Origin of the sequence: Ectothiorhodospira lacustris, from assembly GCF_022227785.1 — a bacterium.
Classification (GTDB): domain Bacteria; phylum Pseudomonadota; class Gammaproteobacteria; order Ectothiorhodospirales; family Ectothiorhodospiraceae; genus Ectothiorhodospira; species Ectothiorhodospira lacustris.
Window position 1 is genome coordinate 19,120 of the sequence record NZ_JAJNQM010000016.1, and the last position, 19,900, is coordinate 39,019.

General features: G+C 65.2%; 16 protein-coding genes. 5 read left to right on the plus strand and 11 right to left on the minus strand.

From position 1 onward, the window contains the following. Window positions 1-14: 14 nt before the first annotated feature. The 7 genes from hflX to LQ952_RS05020 form a co-directional block, all read right to left on the minus strand. Window positions 15-1,298, minus strand: a complete 1,284-nt coding sequence (gene hflX, locus LQ952_RS04990) for a ribosome rescue GTPase HflX (protein WP_238621560.1) — start codon at window positions 1,296-1,298, stop codon at window positions 15-17. Between the two features lie 74 nt (window positions 1,299-1,372). Then, window positions 1,373-1,621, minus strand: coding sequence for an RNA chaperone Hfq (gene hfq / locus LQ952_RS04995; RefSeq protein WP_238621561.1), 249 nt, complete (start codon window positions 1,619-1,621; stop codon window positions 1,373-1,375). 160 nt (window positions 1,622-1,781) lie between these two features. Next, the gene (miaA, locus tag LQ952_RS05000; RefSeq protein ID WP_238621562.1) at window positions 1,782-2,726 is read right to left on the minus strand and encodes a tRNA (adenosine(37)-N6)-dimethylallyltransferase MiaA; all 945 of its coding nucleotides are present in this window, start codon (window positions 2,724-2,726) and stop codon (window positions 1,782-1,784) included. A gap of 1 nt (window position 2,727) precedes the next feature. After that, complete coding sequence (gene mutL, locus LQ952_RS05005; protein WP_238621563.1) at window positions 2,728-4,587, minus strand: DNA mismatch repair endonuclease MutL; 1,860 nt, start codon at window positions 4,585-4,587, stop codon at window positions 2,728-2,730. A gap of 5 nt (window positions 4,588-4,592) precedes the next feature. After that, window positions 4,593-5,951, minus strand: coding sequence for an N-acetylmuramoyl-L-alanine amidase (locus LQ952_RS05010; protein WP_238621564.1), 1,359 nt, complete (start codon window positions 5,949-5,951; stop codon window positions 4,593-4,595). A 108-nt stretch (window positions 5,952-6,059) separates the two neighbouring features. Next, entirely contained in the window at window positions 6,060-6,521 is a 462-nt protein-coding gene (gene tsaE, locus LQ952_RS05015; protein ID WP_238621565.1) for a tRNA (adenosine(37)-N6)-threonylcarbamoyltransferase complex ATPase subunit type 1 TsaE, read from the minus strand. Then, window positions 6,518-8,002, minus strand: coding sequence for an NAD(P)H-hydrate dehydratase (locus LQ952_RS05020; protein WP_238621566.1), 1,485 nt, complete (start codon window positions 8,000-8,002; stop codon window positions 6,518-6,520). The genes tsaE and LQ952_RS05020 overlap by 4 nt, the downstream gene beginning before the upstream one ends. Before the next feature lie 52 nt (window positions 8,003-8,054). Here LQ952_RS05020 and queG point away from each other — a divergent pair, with 52 nt between their 5' ends. Then, entirely contained in the window at window positions 8,055-9,119 is a 1,065-nt protein-coding gene (gene queG, locus LQ952_RS05025; RefSeq protein WP_238621567.1) for a tRNA epoxyqueuosine(34) reductase QueG, read from the plus strand. Between the two features lie 93 nt (window positions 9,120-9,212). Here queG and fbp read toward each other — a convergent pair whose 3' ends face one another. Further along, complete coding sequence (gene fbp / locus LQ952_RS05030; protein ID WP_238621568.1) at window positions 9,213-10,238, minus strand: class 1 fructose-bisphosphatase; 1,026 nt, start codon at window positions 10,236-10,238, stop codon at window positions 9,213-9,215. 208 nt (window positions 10,239-10,446) lie between these two features. Between fbp and LQ952_RS05035 the strand changes: the two genes are divergently transcribed. After that, window positions 10,447-11,943, plus strand: coding sequence for an SLC13 family permease (locus tag LQ952_RS05035; protein ID WP_238621569.1), 1,497 nt, complete (start codon window positions 10,447-10,449; stop codon window positions 11,941-11,943). A gap of 7 nt (window positions 11,944-11,950) precedes the next feature. Here LQ952_RS05035 and pgi read toward each other — a convergent pair whose 3' ends face one another. Continuing rightward, window positions 11,951-13,600 carry a glucose-6-phosphate isomerase gene (gene pgi / locus LQ952_RS05040; RefSeq protein ID WP_238621570.1) on the minus strand — a complete coding sequence of 550 codons (1,650 nt, stop codon included), beginning with the start codon at window positions 13,598-13,600 and terminating at the stop codon, window positions 11,951-11,953. Between the two features lie 191 nt (window positions 13,601-13,791). Here pgi and glgA point away from each other — a divergent pair, with 191 nt between their 5' ends. The 3 genes from glgA to LQ952_RS05055 all read left to right on the plus strand — a co-directional run bounded on the left by glgA (window position 13,792) and on the right by LQ952_RS05055 (window position 18,494). After that, the gene (gene glgA, locus LQ952_RS05045) at window positions 13,792-15,243 is read left to right on the plus strand and encodes a glycogen synthase GlgA (protein ID WP_238621571.1); all 1,452 of its coding nucleotides are present in this window, start codon (window positions 13,792-13,794) and stop codon (window positions 15,241-15,243) included. Beyond that, the gene (gene ppc / locus LQ952_RS05050) at window positions 15,243-18,083 is read left to right on the plus strand and encodes a phosphoenolpyruvate carboxylase (RefSeq protein WP_238621587.1); all 2,841 of its coding nucleotides are present in this window, start codon (window positions 15,243-15,245) and stop codon (window positions 18,081-18,083) included. The genes glgA and ppc overlap by 1 nt, the downstream gene beginning before the upstream one ends. A 207-nt stretch (window positions 18,084-18,290) precedes the next feature. After that, window positions 18,291-18,494, plus strand: coding sequence for an SAP domain-containing protein (locus LQ952_RS05055; protein ID WP_238621572.1), 204 nt, complete (start codon window positions 18,291-18,293; stop codon window positions 18,492-18,494). Window positions 18,495-18,538: 44 nt separating this feature from the next. Here LQ952_RS05055 and panD read toward each other — a convergent pair whose 3' ends face one another. Then, window positions 18,539-18,919, minus strand: coding sequence for an aspartate 1-decarboxylase (panD, locus tag LQ952_RS05060; RefSeq protein WP_008930669.1), 381 nt, complete (start codon window positions 18,917-18,919; stop codon window positions 18,539-18,541). 117 nt (window positions 18,920-19,036) lie between these two features. Further along, on the minus strand, window positions 19,037-19,900 hold the full coding sequence (gene panC / locus LQ952_RS05065) for a pantoate--beta-alanine ligase (RefSeq protein WP_238621573.1): 864 nt from the start codon (window positions 19,898-19,900) through the stop codon (window positions 19,037-19,039).

Below are 19,900 nucleotides of genomic sequence, written 5' to 3' on the forward strand. Positions count from 1 at the left end.
ACAAACCGTCCATTCTAGTCATCCAGTAGTGTCGGTGTGAACCCGCCCCCCCGAAAAAGTTCCTCCAGGCGCCGCCGCGGCAGCCTGACCTTCAGGCGCAGCCCGCCGGTTTCGCTCACCTCTTCCGCCTCCACCGCCTCCAGGGCATAAAGGCCCGCCCGCTCCCGTCCGGCCTGGGGCGGCAGTTCCAACCACCCCTGGACGATGGACTCGGCGAAGTAATCCCCCAACCACTGCAGCAGCGCATCCACCCCCGCCCCGGTCTCGGCCGAGACCCAGGCCCGGGTGGGAACGCCGAGGGCACCCGGCTCAATGCGCGGCTCGGCGCCGGGAATGAGATCGATCTTGTTGAACACCAGCACCTGAGGGACATCCCTGGCGCCGATCTCCTCCAGTACCTCATCCACCTGCTGCAGGTAGATGTCCCGCTCGACAGCATGGGCATCCACCACGTGCACCAGCAGTGCCGCCTCCCGGGTTTCGGTGAGGGTGGCGCGAAAAGCCGCCACCAGGTCATGGGGCAGATGGCGCACGAAGCCCACCGTATCCGCGAGGATGATGCGCTGCTGCGAGGGCAGATTCACCCGCCGCAAGGTCGGATCCAGGGTGGCAAACAGCTGGTCGGCGGCATAGACCCCGGCCTGGGTCAGGCGATTGAACAGGGTGGACTTGCCGGCGTTGGTGTAGCCCACCAGGGAAACGGTGGGGATCTCCGCCCGCCTGCGCGACTGCCTGCCCTGCTCCCGCTGCTGCTCCACCTTTTCCAGCCGTTTCTGGATCTGTTTGATGCGAACGCCCAGAAGCCGGCGGTCCGTTTCCAACTGGGTCTCACCGGGACCGCGCAGGCCGATACCGCCCTTCTGACGCTCCAGGTGAGTCCAGCCCCGCACCAGCCGGGTGGACATGTGGCGCAGCTGGGCCAACTCCACCTGCAGCTTGCCCTCGTGGGAGCGGGCACGCTGGGCAAAGATGTCCAGGATCAGGCCGGAACGGTCAAGCACCCGGCACTGGAACAGTCTTTCCAGGTTACGTTCCTGGCTTGGCGACAGGCTGTGGTCAAAGATGACCAGTTCCGCGCCATGGGCCACTACCAGATCCCGGACCTCTTCCGCCTTGCCGCTGCCGATGAAATAGCGGGAGTCGGGCGCCTTGCGGGTGCCGGTGACCAAGGCCATCGGATCAGCACCGGCGGAGCGAGCCAGTTCCTTGAATTCGGTGCAGTCGTCATCACCGTCCTGCGCGGGGAGGTCCACATGGACCAAAATGGCGCGCTCGCCACTGCGGGGTCTTTCGAACAAGTGGGGTTAAAACCTCCGTACCGATAAGTCGAGCACCCATCCCTCTCCTCTTCGGAGAAGGATGGGCGGCGGAATCAGTGATGGTCGTCCTGGTCGCCCTCATCCCCCGTGGACAGCTTGACCGGACGGGACGGCACGATGGTGGAAATGGCGTGCTTGTAGACCATCTGACTCACGCTGTTCTTGAGCAATACCACGAATTGGTCAAAAGAATCGATCTGTCCCTGCAGCTTGATGCCGTTGACCAGGTAGATGGAGACCGGAATGCGTTCCTTGCGAAGGGTATTGAGAAAGGGTTCTTGTAGCGTCTGCCCTTTTGACATGGTCTGCTCCCGGGTAATAGTCATCATTATTGTGTGTCGGCAAGGGGGCATGATGAACCCCGCCCCTTGTCGGATGGCCTGAGTCTAGCATACCGCCTGAGTCAAAAATCCCACGCCGATCCCGTTCCGAAACAGGCATGGATCGGCTCGCGGAGGTCCTTCAGGGCGTCAGATGCGCCTTCACCCGACCCAGCACCCCGGCGGGGTCCGCACGCTCCGGATCAAACACCTCCACGTCAGGGTAGCTTCGCAGCCAGGTCATCTGCCGCTTCGCCAGCTGACGGGTGGCGGTGATCGCCTGGGTGACCATGGCGTCATGATCGATCCGGCCCTCCAGATACTCCCAGACCTGGCGGTAGCCCACGGCCCGCATGGAAGGCAGGTCCACACTCAGGTCACCCCGCTCCCGCAGGGCACTGACCTCGTCCACCAGCCCCTGCCTGAGCATTTGACGGAAGCGAAGGGCAATCCGTTCCCTCAACCGGATACGATCCGGCGGCATCAGGGCCAGGCGCAGTACCCGCCACGGTAGCTGCGAGCATCGAGGGCCGCCATGGAACGAGGACAAGGGGGCGCCGGTGATACGGTAGACCTCCAGGGCCCGCTGCAGTCGCTGGGGGTCGTTGGGATGGATACGGGCCGCCGATACCGGGTCAACCCGGCCCAGTTCGCGATGCACCGCCTCCCAGCCCTGACTCAGCGCCAGGGCGTCGATCCCGGACCGGATGGCGGGATCTGCCTCCGGCAGGGTATCCAGGCCGAAGTCCAGGGCCCGAAAATAGAGCATGGTCCCCCCCACCAGCAGGGGCACCCGCCCCCTTGCTGCGATGTCTGCCATCAGCGCCAGGGCATCATCCCGGAACCGGGCGGCGGAATAGGCCTGGGCCGGGTCCAGGATATCCACCAGATGATGGGGCACCCGCGCAAGTACATCGGCGCCCGGCTTGGCCGTGCCCACGTCCATGCCCCGGTAGATCAGCGCCGAGTCCACGCTGACGATCTCCAGGGGCAGTGACTCGCACAAACGGATGGCGAGATCGGTCTTGCCGGTGGCCGTCGGCCCCATGAGGAAGATCGCCGGTGGGAGTGATGAGGCAACCATCATGTCAGCGGCCTCGCAGGAACAGACGATCCAGCTGCTCCATGGACAGGCTGACCCAGGTAGGACGGCCGTGATTGCACTGGCCGCTGCGCTCGGTGGCCTCCATGTCCCGTAGGAGGGCGTTCATCTCCGGGATGCTCAGGCGCCGATTGGCGCGCACCGAACCGTGACAGGCCATGGTGGCCAGCAGTGCGTTGACCTGCTCCTCCACCCGACGGGACAGGCCGTGGGCCTTGAGATCGGCGATCACGTCCCGCACCAGGGTGGCCGTATCGCCCCCGGACAGCAGACTGGGCACCGCCCGCAACCGCAGCTGCTCGGGTCCGGCCCGGTCCACCTCAAAGCCCAGACGCCGAAAGTCCTCCTGATGGGCCTCGGCGGTGTCCGCCTCGGCCCGGTTCACGGCCAGGGTCTCGGGCACCAGCAGGGGCTGGGACTTGAGGCCTTCCGACCGGTAGGCCCGCTTGAGACGCTCGTAGGTTACCCGTTCATGCCCTGCATGCATGTCCACCAGCACCAACCCGTCCCGGGTTTGGGACAGGATATAGACCCCCTGCAACTGGGCCAGGGCGTATCCCAGGGGGTGATCTTCCGGATACGTTTCCGGGTCGGTGGATTGCCTCGCGTCCGGCTCCGGATGCAGGCGGGCATAGACAGCCATGGACTCGGCCACCGGCAGGTGCAGGCTGCCCTGGCGTACCGGGCCGCCCCCGAAGCCACCGGCGCTCACGCGGGAGGGTGACGGGCGCACGACGGAGGGAGGCGAGCCGGGTGCCGCGGACGAGATGGCATCGGGAGCCGGCATTGTGGCCGGCGCCCCCCCATCGCTCCTGGCAGGCTGCCCGGCACCCGGCACCGCCCCGGGACGCAATTCGGCCAGGGCCCGGTGCAGACCGCTGAACAGGAAATCGTGCACCATCCGCGACTCACGAAAGCGCACCTCGTGTTTGGCCGGATGGGCGTTCACATCCACCAGCACCGGGTCCAGGGTCAGGTAGAGCACGAAGGCCGGATGGCGCCCGTGATAGAGCACGTCCTGATAGGCCTGGCGCACCGCATGGCTCACCACCCGGTCCCTGACCATGCGCCCGTTGACATAGAAATACTGCAGATCCGCCTGGCTGCGGGAAAAGGTAGGCAACCCCATCCAGCCCTCCAACTTGAGGCCGGCGGCGGCCTGCTCGATGCAAACCGATTGCTCAATGAAGGCCTGACCGCAGACCTGGGCCACCCGGTGATCCCGTTCGGCCTGCCTGGAGGCCACCGGTAGCCGAAGCGTGGACTTGCCGTTATGACTCAGCTCCAGGCCCACATCGAAGCGGGACAGTCCGATCCGACGCACCACTTCTTCCAGGTGCCCGAATTCGGTGCGCTCGGTGCGCAAGAACTTGCGCCGAGCCGGAACATTGAAGAACAGATCCTTGACGTCGATGGTCGTGCCCACCGGATGGGGGGCCGGCTCGGGGGCGTCAAAGCGATCACCCCCGTCACCCTGCAAACGCCAGCCGCTGCCCTCCCCGGCCACCGCCGAGGTCAGGGTCAGGCGGGAGACCGAGGCGATGCTGGGCAGGGCCTCACCGCGAAATCCCAGGCTGGCCACCCGCTCCAGATCCTCCAGGCTGGCGATCTTGCTGGTCGCATGACGGGACAGCGCCAAGGCCAGCTCGTGCCGGGGAATGCCGCAGCCGTCGTCACGGATGCGGATGCGCCGCATCCCGCCCTGCTCCACATCGATCTGGACTCGCCCGGCACCGGCATCCAAGCTGTTCTCCAGCAGTTCCTTGACCACGGAGGACGGGCGCTCTACCACCTCACCGGCGGCGATCTGGTTGACAAGCTGGGGAGGGAGTTCCTGAATAGGCACGCGCGTCAGCTATCCCGCATGGGAATTTCCAGTACCTGGCCTACCCGGATGACATCGGAACTGAGGTTGTTGTGCGTGCGCAGCTGGGACACGGGCACCTGATAGCGGGTGGCAATACCGGAAAGGGTCTCGCCGCGCTGGATCACATGCCGCCCGCGCCGCCGCTCCGCCAGCAAGGTGCCCGGGGGGGCGTGACCGTCGAAAAAGGCCCGCAGCCCACCCAGCAGGGCCTCGGCCATGGACTGCTGGAAGGCAGACGTACGCAGCTTGCGCTCTTCGGCGGGGTTGGAAATGAAGGCCGCCTCCACCAGCACGGAGGGGACATCCGGAGAACGCAGCACGGCAAAACCGGCCCGCTCCACCCGGGGACTACGGACCTTCCCTACCCTATGCAGCTCACCGATCATGGCATCGGCCAGGGTCTTGCTGGCCTCCAGGGTGCCGTTCTGGGTCAGGTCCAGCAGCACCGAGGCCAGGACATCGTCCTTGTCGTTGATGGGCACGGCTCCCAGGCGCCGGTCCGCCTCGTTTTCCCGCTGGGCCAGCCAGCGCGCGGCCTCGCTGGTGGCGCCACGGTCGGAGAGCATGTAGACGGAGGAACCCTGCACCTGCGCATTGGGAGCGGCATCGGCATGGATGGAGATGAAGACATCGGCATGCTGCTGTCGCGCCCGGTTGATGCGTTCACGCAGAGGCAGGAAATAATCACCGGTGCGGATCATCACCGGTGTCATGCCCGGCTCCCGCTGCACCAGTGTCTCCAGACGGCGGGCAATGGCCAGCACCACGTCCTTCTCATAGGTGCCGGCGGGACCAATGGCCCCCGGATCCTTGCCCCCATGCCCGGCATCAATGGCCACGATTACGTCCCGGGAACGAATCACTTCCCGCGGGGCCTGGGTCGCGACCGGTTCGCTACCGCCCTCACCCTGCAGGTCGATCACCAAGCGATGGCCGGCCCCGTCGGCGGGCCGCAGCAGAAAGGTACGGGGATTGACGGGATGTCTGAGGTCGAGCACCACCCGCAGGTCCTGCTCATTGCGCGGGGCATGGCGCACACTGCGCAGAGGTCCCTGGGCATGATTGGCGGCGCGCAGGTCGACGGCGGCCCGGGCCTTGCGCAGATCCAGCACAACCCGGTCCGGGTTACTGAGGGTGAACACGGCATGGTCCACGGGACCACTGAGCTCGAATACCAGGCGCGTCACCTCGCCGTCCACGGAGGTGCGCAGTCCCCGCACTGCCGCCTGACCGGACGCCGACACGACGGCAGGCCACCACAGACCGACCGCCGTCGCGCCGGAGGCGAACAGCAGACTTCGCAGAAATTGCCGCCGCCTGGCTTGGTATCCGTCGTCGGTCACAGTTCCGACCCCCTGAAAACATTCAAACTCTCATTCCTATAGTGTGGCTGATAAGGTGCGAATTGCAAGCCCGAAAGAGCTGTAATATTAGCCAGATACACAGCTGTCTTAGGGTGAATTCTCCAGTACTTGCCGGGTCCACTCGGTGCCGGTGGGCGTCCGGGGCGACAGCACCAGGCAGCGACCTGACCCGCTCGCCGTCAGGGACAGGCACAGATCGGGGGCCGGCAACCAACCCTGCCCTTGCTGCGGCCACTCCACCAGATTCAGTGCCTGCCCCCCCAGTTCCTCCCGAACCCCCAGGTACTCCAACTCCTCGGGATCTTCCAGCCGGTAGAGATCAAAATGCAGGATACGACGACCGGCGATGTCATAGGGCTCCACCAGGGTATAGGTGGGGCTCCTGACCGGACCCGCGTGCCCCAGCCCCCGCAGAAAACCCCGAACCAGGGTGGTCTTGCCCGCCCCCAGTTCTCCCTCCAGAAACACCACCCCCTCGCGGGGGCAGGCCGCCGCCAGGCGAGCCCCGAGGGCTTCGGTGGCGGCCTCGTCCGCCAGTTCCAGGATCATGGATTGATGACCTCGCGCAGATGACATAGAAGATCGGAAGCCAGCAGCCCCCGCTCACCGGATCGGGCCGCACGGTCGGCGGCCGCACCATGGACCCAGCACCCCAGGGCCGCCGACTCTCCCAGGGTCCCGCCGACGGGCAGCTGCTGGGCCAGCAATCCGGCAATGATACCGGTGAGCACATCCCCCATGCCGCCGCTTGCCATGCCGGGGTTGCCGGTATCACACAGACTCAAGCCGGACGCATCACGGATGAGGCTACCCGCTCCCTTGAGGACACAGACCCCGCCATAGCGCCCCGAAATGGCCGTGGCCGCACCGGGGCGATCGGCCTGGATCTCCGCCGTGGCGCGCCCCAGCAGGCGCCCCGCCTCCCCGGGGTGCGGGGTCAGGATCCAATGCTCCCGGCAATGCGGTGCGGCAGCCAGCAGGTTAAGGGCATCCGCATCCACCACCATGGGGCCGGTCCAGTCCTTGAGCCGCGCCCATACACGCCGCCCCCAGTCGTCGGTCCCCAGCCCCGGCCCCACGGCGACCACGCCGGCCCGGGCCAGCAGGACTTCCAGATCACCGGGGCGCTGGATGCCGTGGCACATCAGTTCCGGTCGCGCCTGAGGGATCAGACGGGCATGATCAGGGTGGGTGGCCAGAGTCACCAGTCCCGCACCCACCCGGGCTGCCGCCTCACCCGCCAGCCGCACGGCCCCTGGCATGCCCAGCCCCCCGCCGATCATCAGCACGTGACCGAAATGGCCCTTATGGGCATCCCGAGGCCGCCGGGGGAAGCCCCGAGGCCGTTCTGGAAGCACCCGTCGGGCCACCGGGGGCAGATCCTGATATACCGAATCCGGGACCCCCAGTCCATCCAAGAACAGGGCACCCCGGCAGGCAGGCCCGGCCCCGGTCATGAGTCCCAGCTTGAGGCCGATGAAGCTCAGGGTGAGATCGGCTGCCACGACACCCCCCATGACGGCGCCGGTATCCGCGTTCAGTCCCGAGGGGATGTCCAGAGCCAGCACAGGCTTGCCTGCCTGATTGATGCGCCGGATCAGATGGGCCATGTCGCCTTCCACCGGCCGCACCAGCCCTGTCCCCAGCAAGCCGTCCACGATCACGTCCGCACCCTCCAGGGCCTCATCCGGCGTCGATAGAGGCTGATCGCAGGCCTGCCAGTCCTGCCAGGCCCGGGCGGCCTCGCCATGAAGCCGGACAGGATCGGTGGCCGCCACCACCCGGACCGACAGACCGGCCGCCAGGGCCAGGCGAGCCAGCACGTAGCCGTCCCCGCCGTTGTTGCCCGGCCCGCAACAGACAGCCAGGGTGCGGGCCTTGGGCCACTGCCGGCGCAGCCGGTCCAGGGCGGCGGCGCCGGCCCGACACATGAGGGTGTAACCGGGAATACCGTGACCCTCGATGGCTCGACGGTCCAGCTCTCTGACCTGGGCGGCGGTGTAAAGGCTTACGGGCAGATCGGCGGACATGGCAGGCTCGATACGGTGGCAAAGGGCTTTCCAACCGTAGTATAAGCCCTGGATGACCACCACTGATCTGCCCACCCTGGTGCAACGGATCAAGGCCTGGGCGCAGGAACTGGGCTTTGACCGGGCCGGCATCTGCGATACCGACCTCTCCATCCACGAGGCCCACCTGCTGCGCTGGCTGGACCAGGGGCGCCACGGCGAGATGGACTACATGGCCCGCCACGGCACCCGGCGCTCCCGCCCCGGGGAACTGGTACCGGGCACCCTGCGCATCATCTCCGTGCGGATGACCTACCGGCCGCCCCGGACCCGGGAGGCCTGGTCCGTGCTCGATGACCCCGAGGCGGCCTTCATCTCCCGCTATGCCCTGGGGCGGGACTATCACAAGGTAATGCGCAAGCGCCTGCAGACCCTGGCCGAGCGTATTGAATCGGTGATCGGCCCCTTTGGCTACCGGGCCTTCGTCGACAGCGCCCCCGTACTGGAAAAGGCCCTGGCCGAAAAGGCCGGGCTGGGCTGGATCGGCAAGCACACCAATCTGCTCAGCCGCCACCACGGTTCCTGGTACTTTCTCGGCGAACTCTATACCGACCTGCCCCTGCCCCTGGACGACCCTGAACGCAGTCACTGCGGTCGCTGCCGGGCCTGCCTGGACGTCTGTCCCACCGCGGCCATCGTCGCCCCCTATGAACTGGATGCCCGACGCTGTATTTCCTATCTCACCATCGAGCACCCCGGCAGCATCCCCGAACCCCTGCGTCCGCTGATGGGCAACCGGATCTACGGCTGCGATGACTGCCAGCTGGTCTGCCCCTGGAATCGCCGGGCCGGGGTGGCGGCGGAGCCGGACTTTCGTGCCCGGCACGGCCTGGATGATGTCAGCCTGGTGACCCTGTTCGAGTGGGATGAGCCGACCTTCCTGCGGCTCACCGAAGGGTCGGTGATCCGGCGCATCGGCCATGGGCGCTGGCTGCGCAATCTGGCGGTGGGGCTGGGCAATGCCCGGCCTTCACCGGCGGCCCGGGAAGCCCTGATCCGGCGACTGGAACACCCCGGCGCCTGTGTGCGGGAGCATGTGCGGTGGGCCCTGGCCCGGCATGATCAGGGATCTCTCTGACCCCCCCTCGCCCCAACCCATCTCCCGCAAGGAGAGGGGGTTTTTGTCCGCCGGTTCACTGCCCCTCTCGCGGGGAAATCAAGAGAACACCGGTTACCGGGTCTCGGCCAAGAACCGCTCCACATCATCCACCATCTGCCGCGAACCGACATAGAACGGCACCCGCTGGTGCAGATCCTCCGGCAGGATCTCCAGGATGCGGCGAGCACCATCGCTGGCCTTGCCGCCGGCCTGCTCCGCGATCATGGCGATGGGGTTGCACTCGTACAGCAGGCGCAGCTTGCCCTGAGGGGCCTTCCGGGTGGAGGGATACAGGAACACCCCGCCCTTGAGGAGATTGCGGTGGACATCCGAGACCAGGGAACCGATATAGCGCGAGGTATAAGGACGATGGGTGTCCGGGTCCACCACCTGGCAATGCTTGATGAACTGCTTCACCCCCGCCGGGAAATGGGCATAGTTGCCTTCGTTGATGCTGTAGATGGTGCCGATCTCAGGGGTACGGATGTCCGGATGGGAAAGACAGAACTCACCGATGGTCGGGTCCAGGGTGAAGCCGTTCACGCCCTTGCCGGTGGTGTACACCAGCATGGTGGAGGAACCGTAGATCACGTAACCGGCCGCCACCTGTTCCGTCCCCGGCTGCAGGAAGTCCGACAGATCCGCCGACGTGCCCCGCTCGGTACGGCGATGGTAGATGGAAAAGATGGTGCCGACGGAGACATTCACGTCAATGTTGGATGAACCGTCCAGTGGGTCCATGCAGAACACGTATTTGCCGTCACGAGACAGACCGTCATCGAAAATGGTGATTTCCTGGTCTTCCTCGGAGGCGATGGCACAGCACTCGCCGGTGGAGCGCAGGGCAGCGATGAAGTGATCGTTGGCGAACAGGTCCAGCTTCTGCACATCCTCACCCTGGACGTTCACGTCCCCGGCCCGGCCCAGGATGTCCACCAACCCCGCCTTGTTGATCTTCTTGTTCACCACCTTGGCCGCCACGCCCACATGATGCAGCAGCCGAGACAACTCGCCCTTGGCATAGGGAAAGTCCGCCTGACGCTGAATGATGAACTCGTTGAGGGTGGTGATGTTGTAAGTGCCGGTTGCTCTTGTCATGATTTGTCCGTCAGCAATCTTGATCGGCGAGAGCATACCATGGGTCCCGTCCCATGACCCTCAAGGCCCCGGGCCGCCGCCTCTTGCCCACCGCCGTCCAGGCATACCGGTCAGCGGCATGACATGACAAGCGTCTATACTGCGGTACAGCAATCCGACCCGACACCCCGGTATCGGGTATGGCCGTCATACCCCAATGGAGCCCCCCATGAGTCAGTCCACGGAAGCCGGCACAGCGACCACAGCCAAGCCCGCCACGCCCTCCCTTTGGCGTCCCAGGCTGGGGCTGGTGCTTGGCCCCCTGGTCTTTCTCGGCATGCTGCTGGCGGGGCCGCCCGGGGATCTCGCTGCCAATACCTGGGCCGTGGCGGCCCTCACCGCACTGATGGCCATCTGGTGGGTAACCGAAGCCATTCCCATCCCGGCCACCGCCCTGCTGCCCATTGCCGTGCTGCCCCTGCTGGGGGCCGGCACCATCGCCGAGGCGGCGGCGCCCTATGCCAACCCCCTGATCTTCCTGTTCCTGGGGGGGTTCATGATCGCCCTGGCCATTCAGCGCTGGAACCTGCACCGACGCATCGCTCTGCTGATCCTGGGCCTGGCCGGACAGCGGCTGGATCACCTGGTGGCCGGGTTCATGGTCGCCACGGCGGGGCTGAGCATGTGGGTGAGCAATACCGCCACCGCCGCCCTGATGCTGCCCATCGGCATCTCGGTGCTGATCCTGCTGGAGGACCGGGGAATGGAAAAGGAGCAGATCCGCAACGTGGGGCTGGCCCTGCTGCTGGGGATCGCCTTCGGCGCCAACATCGGCGGCATGGCTACCCTCATCGGCACCCCGCCCAACGCCCTGCTCGCCGCCTACATGAACGACAACTATGACCACCAGATCGGCTTTGCCCAGTGGATGATGGTGGGCCTGCCGCTGGCTCTGACCCTGCTGGTGGCCTGCTGGTGGGTGCTGTGCCGCTGGGCCTTTCCGGTATCCCAAAGGCCGCTGGAAGGCATCGGTGAACTGCTCAGCCAGCAGCGGGAGCAGCTGGGGCCGATGACCCGGGCAGAGCGGCGGGTGCTGTTCGTCTTCGTCGCCGTGGCCCTGGCCTGGATCTTGCGCCCGCTGCTGGAATCCCTGTTCCCCGGGGTATCCATCACCGATCCCGGCATTGCCATCGTCGGCGCCCTGGCCCTGTTCCTGATACCGGCGGATTTTCGGCGGCACCAGTTCCTGCTGGACTGGGAATCCACCCGCCAGCTGCCCTGGGGGGTGTTGATCCTGGTGGGCGGCGGCCTGAGTCTGGGTTCGGCTATCGGCGGTAGCGGTCTGTCGGATCACATCGCCGCCTCCCTGGTACAACTGAGCAACTGGCCCACCTGGACCCTGGTGGGGATCGTGGCGCTGAGCGCCATGCTGCTCAGTCACGTCACCAGCAACACGGCCACGGCGGCCACGTTGCTGCCGCTGGCGGCCTCCCTGGCGGTCAGCCTGGGCCACGACCCCCTGCTGCTGGCCATCCCCGTGGCCCTGGCGGCCTCCTGTGCCTTCATGCTGCCGGTAGCCACCCCGCCCAATGCCATCGTCTTCAGCAGCGAGCGAATCACGGTGCCGGACATGGTTCGGGCGGGCTGGCGCATCAGCCTGATTGCGCTGATCCTGGTCATCGCTGCCGTATTCGGCCTGGCGATGCCGCTGCTGGCCGGGACGTGAACCGGGCTTACTCCCGCGCCAGCCGCTTGTAATAGTTGATCAGTCCGTTGGTGGAGGCGTCATGCCCCGCCACCGGGTCCGGGTCACGCAACTCCCGAAGCACGGTGCGGGCCAGCTGCTTGCCCAGTTCCACCCCCCACTGGTCGAAGGAGTTCACGTTCCAGATCACACCCTGGACAAAGATCTTGTGCTCGTAGAGGGCAATCAGTGAACCCAGGGTACGGGGTGTCAAGCGCTTGAACAGGATGGAATTGGTGGGCCGGTTGCCCTCGAACACCCGATGGGGCGCCAGGGCCTGCACCTGCGCCTCGGGCATCCCCGCGGCCCGCATTTCCTCGCGACACTCCTCCAGGCTCTTGCCCCGCATCAGGGCCTCCGTCTGAGCAAAGAAATTGGACAGCAGGATGGCGTGGTGATCCCCCAGGGGATGATGGCTCAGGCAGGGGGCCAGAAAATCACAGGAGATGAGCTGGGTCCCCTGGTGGATGAGTTGATAGAAAGCATGCTGGCCGTTGGTCCCCGGCTCGCCCCAGATGGCCGGCCCCGTGTGCCAACTCACCCGCCGCCCCTGCCGGTCCACCGACTTGCCGTTGCTCTCCATGTCGCCCTGCTGGAAGTAGGCGGGGAACCGGTGCAGATACTGGTCATAGGGCAGGATGGCATGGCTGCGGGCACCGAAGAAATTCACGTACCACACCCCCAGCAGGGCCAGGATGACGGGCATGTTCTCCTCCGGCGGCGCGGTACGAAAATGCTCGTCCATGGCGTGGGCGCCGTCCAGCAGGGCCTCGAAGTGCGCCATGCCCAGGGACAAGGCGATGGACAGACCGATGGCCGACCACAGGGAATAGCGCCCCCCCACCCAGTCCCAGAACTCGAACATGTTGGCCGGGTCGATGCCGAAGGCGGTCACCTGCTCCCGGTTGGTGGACACGGCCACGAAATGTCGGGCGATGGCCGCTTCACTCCCCCCCTGCTCCAGGAACCAGCGCCGGGCCGAATGGGCATTGGTCAGCGTCTCCTGGGTGGTGAAGGTCTTGGAGGCGATCACGAACAGCACCGTTTCCGGGTCCACTTGAGCCAAGGTCCGGGTCAGGTGGGTGGCATCCACGTTGGAGACGAAATGCATCTGCAAGCGCTCATGACCATAGGGTTTCAAGGCCTCGCAAACCATCAGCGGCCCCAGGTCGGAGCCACCGATGCCGATGTTCACCACATGCCGGATCGGCCGGCCGGTATGCCCCGTCCACTGCCCCGACCTCACCCGCGCCACGAAGTCGCCCATGTGCGACAGCACCTCGCGTACCCGGGGCATCACGTCCTCGCCATCCACGCACAGGGGGCGATCACTGCGGTTGCGCAGGGCTACATGCAATACCGCCCGGTCCTCGGTGGTGTTGATGCGCTCACCGGCAAACATGCGATCCCGCCACTGAGGCACCTGGGCGGTCCGGGCGAGATCCAGCAGCAGTTCCCGGGTTTCGAGCGTGATGCGGTTCTTGGAGTAGTCCAGCAGGATGTCTTCGAACTGCAGGCTGAAGCGCTGAAAACGCTGGGGATCCTGGGTGAACAGCTCCCGCATGTGAAGATCGCGGATGGCCTCATGGTGGGCCTCCAGGGCTTGCCAGGCGAGGGTTTTGGGTAGAGGTTGGCTCATGGGTCACTCCGTTGATGACGGTATTTCTGTTCGAGGATACAGGCCGGCCCGGGGACAACAAGCCCCGGATCAGCGGTTTGTGTTCACGAACGCGAGACCATTTATTTATTATGATGGTCCCACACACATCATAAACACGGAGCGCTTCATGGCCGTGACGTCATCAGGCGGCGCGGACATGACATCGGCCTATGCGAATTCTCTTCGCCACCAGCGAGGCACACCCCCTCATCAAGACCGGCGGACTGGCGGACGTCTGCGGCAGCCTGCCCCCGGCCCTGAAACGACTCCGGCACGATATCCGTCTGATCCTGCCCGCCTACCCGGCTGCCCGTGCGGCCGCCGGCAAGCTGGAAACGGTGGCCGAGTTCACCGTGGCCGGCAGCGATCAGCCCGTCAGGATACTCGAAGGATTGCTGCCCAAGACCCGGGTCAAGCTCTATCTGGTGGACTCTCCCCTCCATTTCGACCGCGCCGGAGACCCCTACCGGGCCGTCGATGGGCGCGACTGGCAGGACAACCACCTGCGCTTCGGCATCTTCGCCCGGGCCATCGTGAAACTGGCCCTGGATCAGGCCGGCCTGGGCTGGAAGCCCCAGGTCCTGCACTGCAACGACTGGCAGACCGGCCTGGCACCGGCCCTGCTGAGCCAGCATGAGGAACGACCGGCCACCCTGTTTACCATCCACAACCTGGCCTACCAGGGCCTGTTTCCCCGCCATGCCCATGAGGACCTGATCCTGCCGCCGGAATTCTGGGGCATGTACGGCCTGGAGTTTCACGGGCAGCTCGCCTTCATCAAGGGCGGACTGGTCTTTGCGGACCATCTCACCACGGTCAGCCCCACCTACGCTCGGGAGATCCGTACCGCCCAGTTCGGCCATGGCCTGGACGGCCTGCTCAATGCCCGCGCCCAGGATCTGACCGGCATCCTCAATGGTGCCGATTACCGGCACTGGGACCCGGCGGGGGATCACCATCTTGCCCGGCGCTACAACGTCGAACAACCGCAGGGCAAGGCCGAATGCAAGGCCGCCCTGCAGGCCCAGTTCGGCCTGGAAGTGAACCCGGACATACCGATCCTGGGCCATGTGGGACGCATGGTGGCGCAGAAGGGGGTAGACCTGATCCTGGCTGCTTGCGAGCCCCTGGTGGCCACCGGTCAGGCCCAACTGGTCATCCTGGGTAGCGGCGACCGCACCCTGGAGTCCCGGGCACGGGCCATGGCCACCCGCCACCCCGGGGCCATGGGCCTGCATGTGGGTTACAACGAGGCCCTGGCCCATCAGATCGAGGCCGGCGCCGATCTGTTCCTGATGCCCTCCCGGTTCGAGCCCTGTGGCCTGAACCAGCTCTACAGCCTGCGCTACGGTACCCTGCCGGTGGTCCGGCGCACCGGCGGGCTGGCGGACACGGTGATCGACGCCGACGCCCGGCATCTGGCCGAAGGCTCGGCCACCGGCCTGGTGTTCGAAGCCCCCACCACCGAAGCCCTGGGCGAAGCCATCCACCGTGGCCTGGCCCTGTACCAGGACCGGGTCACCTGGACCGGACTCATGGCACACGGCATGCGTCAGGAGTTCAGCTGGGAACGCAGTGCCCAGGCCTATCAGGATCTCTACAAGCGACTGGTGAACCGATGATGCGCACCAAGGATACGTCCCGCCTCCTGGTCCCCAAGGACCGGGATCTGCGGGCCCGGGTCAAACTGTTCGGCAATCTGCTGGGCAACATCATCCGGCGCCTGGAAGGGGAAGCGGTGCTGCAGGCGGTGGAAACCCTGCGCAAGGGTTTCGTGGCGTTGCGCAAGAAGGACAACCCGGACAAACGGGAACGCCTGATGCGCTACATCGACGCCCTGGACCCGAAAAGCCTGGAGACCATCATCCGGGCCTTCAGCATCTATTTCAGCCTGGTCAATCTGGCCGAGGAGGAATATCTGCACCGGGAACGGCGCCGCCAGGTCACCGAGGGGGGGCCACTGTGGCTGGGTTCCTTCGACCAGACCATCCGGGCATTCCATGCCCGGGGCATCCCCCCCAAGACGCTGGAGACCCTGCTCGACCAACTGGGATACATGCCGGTGTTCACGGCGCATCCCACCGAGGCCCGCCGGCGCACGGTAATGGAGGCCCTGCGGCGCATCTTCCTGGCGGCGGAACGCCTGGACATGCCTCGCCTGGGACGGGAAGAGCGGGAAGAACTGACCCGCCGACTGGAGGTGCAAATCCAGATCCTATGGCGCACCAACGAGGTCCGGGTGAAAAAGCCCCAGGTGCAGGACGAGATCAAGTACGGGTTGTTCTATTACGTGGAAAGCCTGTTCGCCGCCGTGCCGCAAACCTACCGATTGATGGAAAAGGCCATCCGGCGCAGCTACGGTAGCAACGAGGACGGCGACCCTCTCATCAGGGTACCCAGCTTCCTGCGCTTTGGTTCCTGGATCGGGGGGGACCGGGACGGCAACCCCTACGTCACTCCGGTCATCACCGAGATGGCCAGTCGCCTGGCCATGGAGCAGGTACTATCCGAGTACTTGCACCGGGTTCACACCCTGCGTTTCGTGCTGACCCATTCCCTGCTCATGTGTCGGCCCACCGAGGCCTTCCTGCAAAGCCTCAAGGATGACGAGAATATCTCCAGGGCGGTGTTCAAAGATCTGCCGGACAAGATGGAATCGGAACCCTATCGGCGCAAGCTCTACATCATCCGCTACCGGCTCCGCGAGACCCTCGATACGGTACGGCGCCGCCTCGACGGCGAGGCGGCGATCTTGCCCACCCATGCGGCCTATGGCACCAGCGAGGCCCTGCTGCAGGACCTTTACCTGATGCGCGACTCCCTGATCAGCCATGGCGACGGCAATGTGGCCCGGGGAGAACTGACCGACCTGATCCGCCTGGTGGAAACCTTCGGCTTTCACCTGCATCACCTGGATATCCGTCAGGAGTCCACCGTGCATACCGCAGCAGTGACGGAAATCCTGGCCCAGTGGGCGCCCGACATCGATCATGAGCAACAGGACGAGTCCAGCCGCCTGCAGAAACTGGCGGCACTGCTGGACCGGAAGGACCTGCCGACACTCTCCCACAAGACCCTCTCCGCGGCCACCCGGGAGACCCTGGAGGTGTTTCACGTCATGGCGCGCCTGCGCAGGGAGGTGGGTCCCGAGGGCATCGGCACCTATGTGATCTCCATGACCCACGCAGCCTCCCACGTCATGGAAGTGATGTTCCTGGCCCGGCTGGCCGGGCTGTGCGGCTGGACCGAGCAGGGCGACTCCTTCTGTCACATCCGGATCGCGCCCCTGTTTGAAACCATTGAGGACCTTCGGCATGTGGAGGCGGTGCTGCAACAACTGCTGGGCAACGCCACCTACCGGGAATTACTGCGGGTCTCCGGCAATCTCCAGGAGGTCATGCTGGGCTACTCGGACTCCTGCAAGGACGGCGGCATCCTCGCCTCTGCCTGGAATCTTTACCAGGCCCAGCATCAGATCATCGCCATCACCGCCGCCCATGAGGTGCAGTGCCAGCTCTTCCATGGCCGGGGCGGCACCATCGGGCGTGGCGGCGGCTCCACCCATGAGTCCATCCTGGCCCAACCGCCGGGCACGGTGCAGGGTCGGATCAAGTTCACCGAGCAAGGGGAGGTGCTCTCCTACAAGTACAGCAACACGGAAACGGCGGTCTACGAGCTGAGCATGGGCGCCACGGGCCTGATCAAGGCCAGTGCAGGACTGATCGGTCTGGGTAACGAGGACCAGACGGCCCATCTTGAGGTCATGGATACCCTGGCCCAGCAAGGGGAAAAGGCCTATCGCACCCTGACGGACCGCACCCGCGGGGTACTGGACTATTTCTACGAAGCCACCCCCGTAGAAGAGATCGGCCAACTCAACATCGGCTCCCGCCCCTCCCACCGCCGCACGGCTGACCGCTCCAAAAGCTCCATCCGTGCCATCCCCTGGGTATTCGGCTGGGCCCAGTCACGCCATACCGTACCCGCCTGGTACGGGTTGGGCACCGCCCTGCGGCAGTGGCGAAACGATGACCCCCAGCGCCTGGAACAACTGCGGCAGATGTACCAGGAATGGCCCTTCTTCCGCGCACTGCTCTCCAACAGCCAGATGTCCCTGGCCAAGGCGGACATGGACATTGCGGGAGAATACGCGCGACTGTGTCACGACAGGGCCCTGGCGGAACGGGTATTCGGACTCATACGAGAAGAATACCTTCGCACCGTGGAGGAGGTGCTGATCGTGTCCGGCAAGGGCACCCTACTGGATGACAACCCGGTGCTGGCCCTGTCCCTGATGCGCAGAAATCCCTATCTGGACCCGCTCAATCACATCCAGATCACCTTGCTGCGGCGACACCGGGCCCTGCAGGGAACTGGGACCGGCGCAGCGGATGACCCGTGGCTCTCACCCCTGCTGCGCTCCATCAATGCCATTGCCGCGGGCATGCGCAACACCGGCTGACAAAAGGAAGAATTGACGGCGTAGCCGGTAGTGTCGGCGGTGGGCATGAACGGGAAAAATCGTGCGCGAGCGACCATACTCCTTGGGTCCTGGTCTGCATACGCCATACGTTCCGCAGACTTTCAGGCATGGCGGTCAGCGCCTTGACGGACTGACCCGGCTTGTCCGGAACCCTGTTTGCCGCACGACACGCGGAGGTGATCGGCCATGAATCTGGCCACTGTTCGCTACATCGCCATCAGCAAAGGCATCGACCCCGGGGCCCTTCCCAAGGGGGAACTGATACGCACGATTCAGATCACGGAAGGCTATTCCCCCTGTTTCGGCAATGCCGAAACAGGGGGCTGTGAGCGCATGGAATGTCACTGGCATCTGGATTGCCTAAGGATATCCGCTCGCAGGGACAACTGACGGCCCCCTTGGTTGGGGGCTGATGGAGACGCAGTAAGAACGGCTCAGGCAGCCTGGGTAGCAATCTCGTCACCGGTGCCGGTGACGTGGTTGTGTTCGTTCAGATAGACCAGGGAAGGCTTGAACAGGTCCGCCTCGGCCGCCGTCATCTGAGCATAGGCACAGATGATCACCCGATCCCCCGGGCTGGCCTTGTGGGCCGCGGCGCCATTAACCGAGATCACCCGACTGCCCGCTTCAGCCCGGATGGCATAGGTGGTGAAACGCTCCCCATTGGTCACGTTGTAGATCTGGATCTGCTCATAGGGGCGAATACCCGCCAGTTCCAGGAGATCCGAGTCAATGGCACAGGAGCCTTCATAGTCCAGCTCGGCGTGGGTCACCGCCGCCCTGTGGAGCTTGCATTTGAGCAGAGTCAAGAACATGGTTTCAAACATCCTCCAGGCATTACGCCCCTTCGAGTCCCCGAGGGGCTGTCATTATCATCCCTGCACACTAAAAGAAGTACGACCGATGCCGGTCGTTACCATACAGGACTCCGCTCATCCAGCCGATGAGGGAAGATCCAGACACAGATTGTCAATGAGCCTCGCCCGGCCCAGCCAGGCGGCCGCCAGAATCACCAGCTGAGTGTCTCCCGGCTGTGGCAACGACAGATCCCGCCTTCGCCGCACTGCAACATAATCGGACCGCAGGCCCCGTTTTTCAAGTATTTTCTCTGCCTCCCGCTCCAGTGCGGCATAATCACGCTCACCCGCCTGCAGTCGCGCGGCCAGTTCCGACAGGGCCTGATGGATGGCCGGCGCCTGAGGGCGCTCACCGGCCCCCAGATAGGCATTGCGCGAACTCATGGCCAGACCGTCGGTTTCCCGGACCGTAGCCAGTCCCTCAATACGCACCGGGATATCCAGATCGGCAACCATGCGTCGGATCAGCAACAGCTGCTGAAAATCCTTCTCGCCGAACACGGCCACATCCGGCTGCACCAGATTGAACAGTTTGCAGACCACGGTGGCCACGCCGGCAAAGTGGCCTGGCCGATGGGCGCCCTCCAGCAAGGCGGACAGTCCGGGCACTTCCACCCGGGTCACCTGCCCCCGCCCCGCCGGATACAGTTCGTTTTCGGGCGGAGCAAAGACAAGATCCGCGGCCTCATCGGCCAGCAGGCGGCAGTCCTGCGCCAGGGTGCGGGGATAGGCCGCCAGATCTTCCGCCCGGTCGAATTGCAGAGGATTAACGAAGATGCTCACCACCACCCGGTCCGCCAGCGTTCGGGCATGACGTACCAGACTCAGGTGGCCTTCGTGAAGATTGCCCATGGTGGGTACCAGGGCAACCATGCAGCCCTCCGCCTGCCAGGCCCGTCGTATGCCTCGCAGGTCCGTTACGTGATGTACGATATCCAT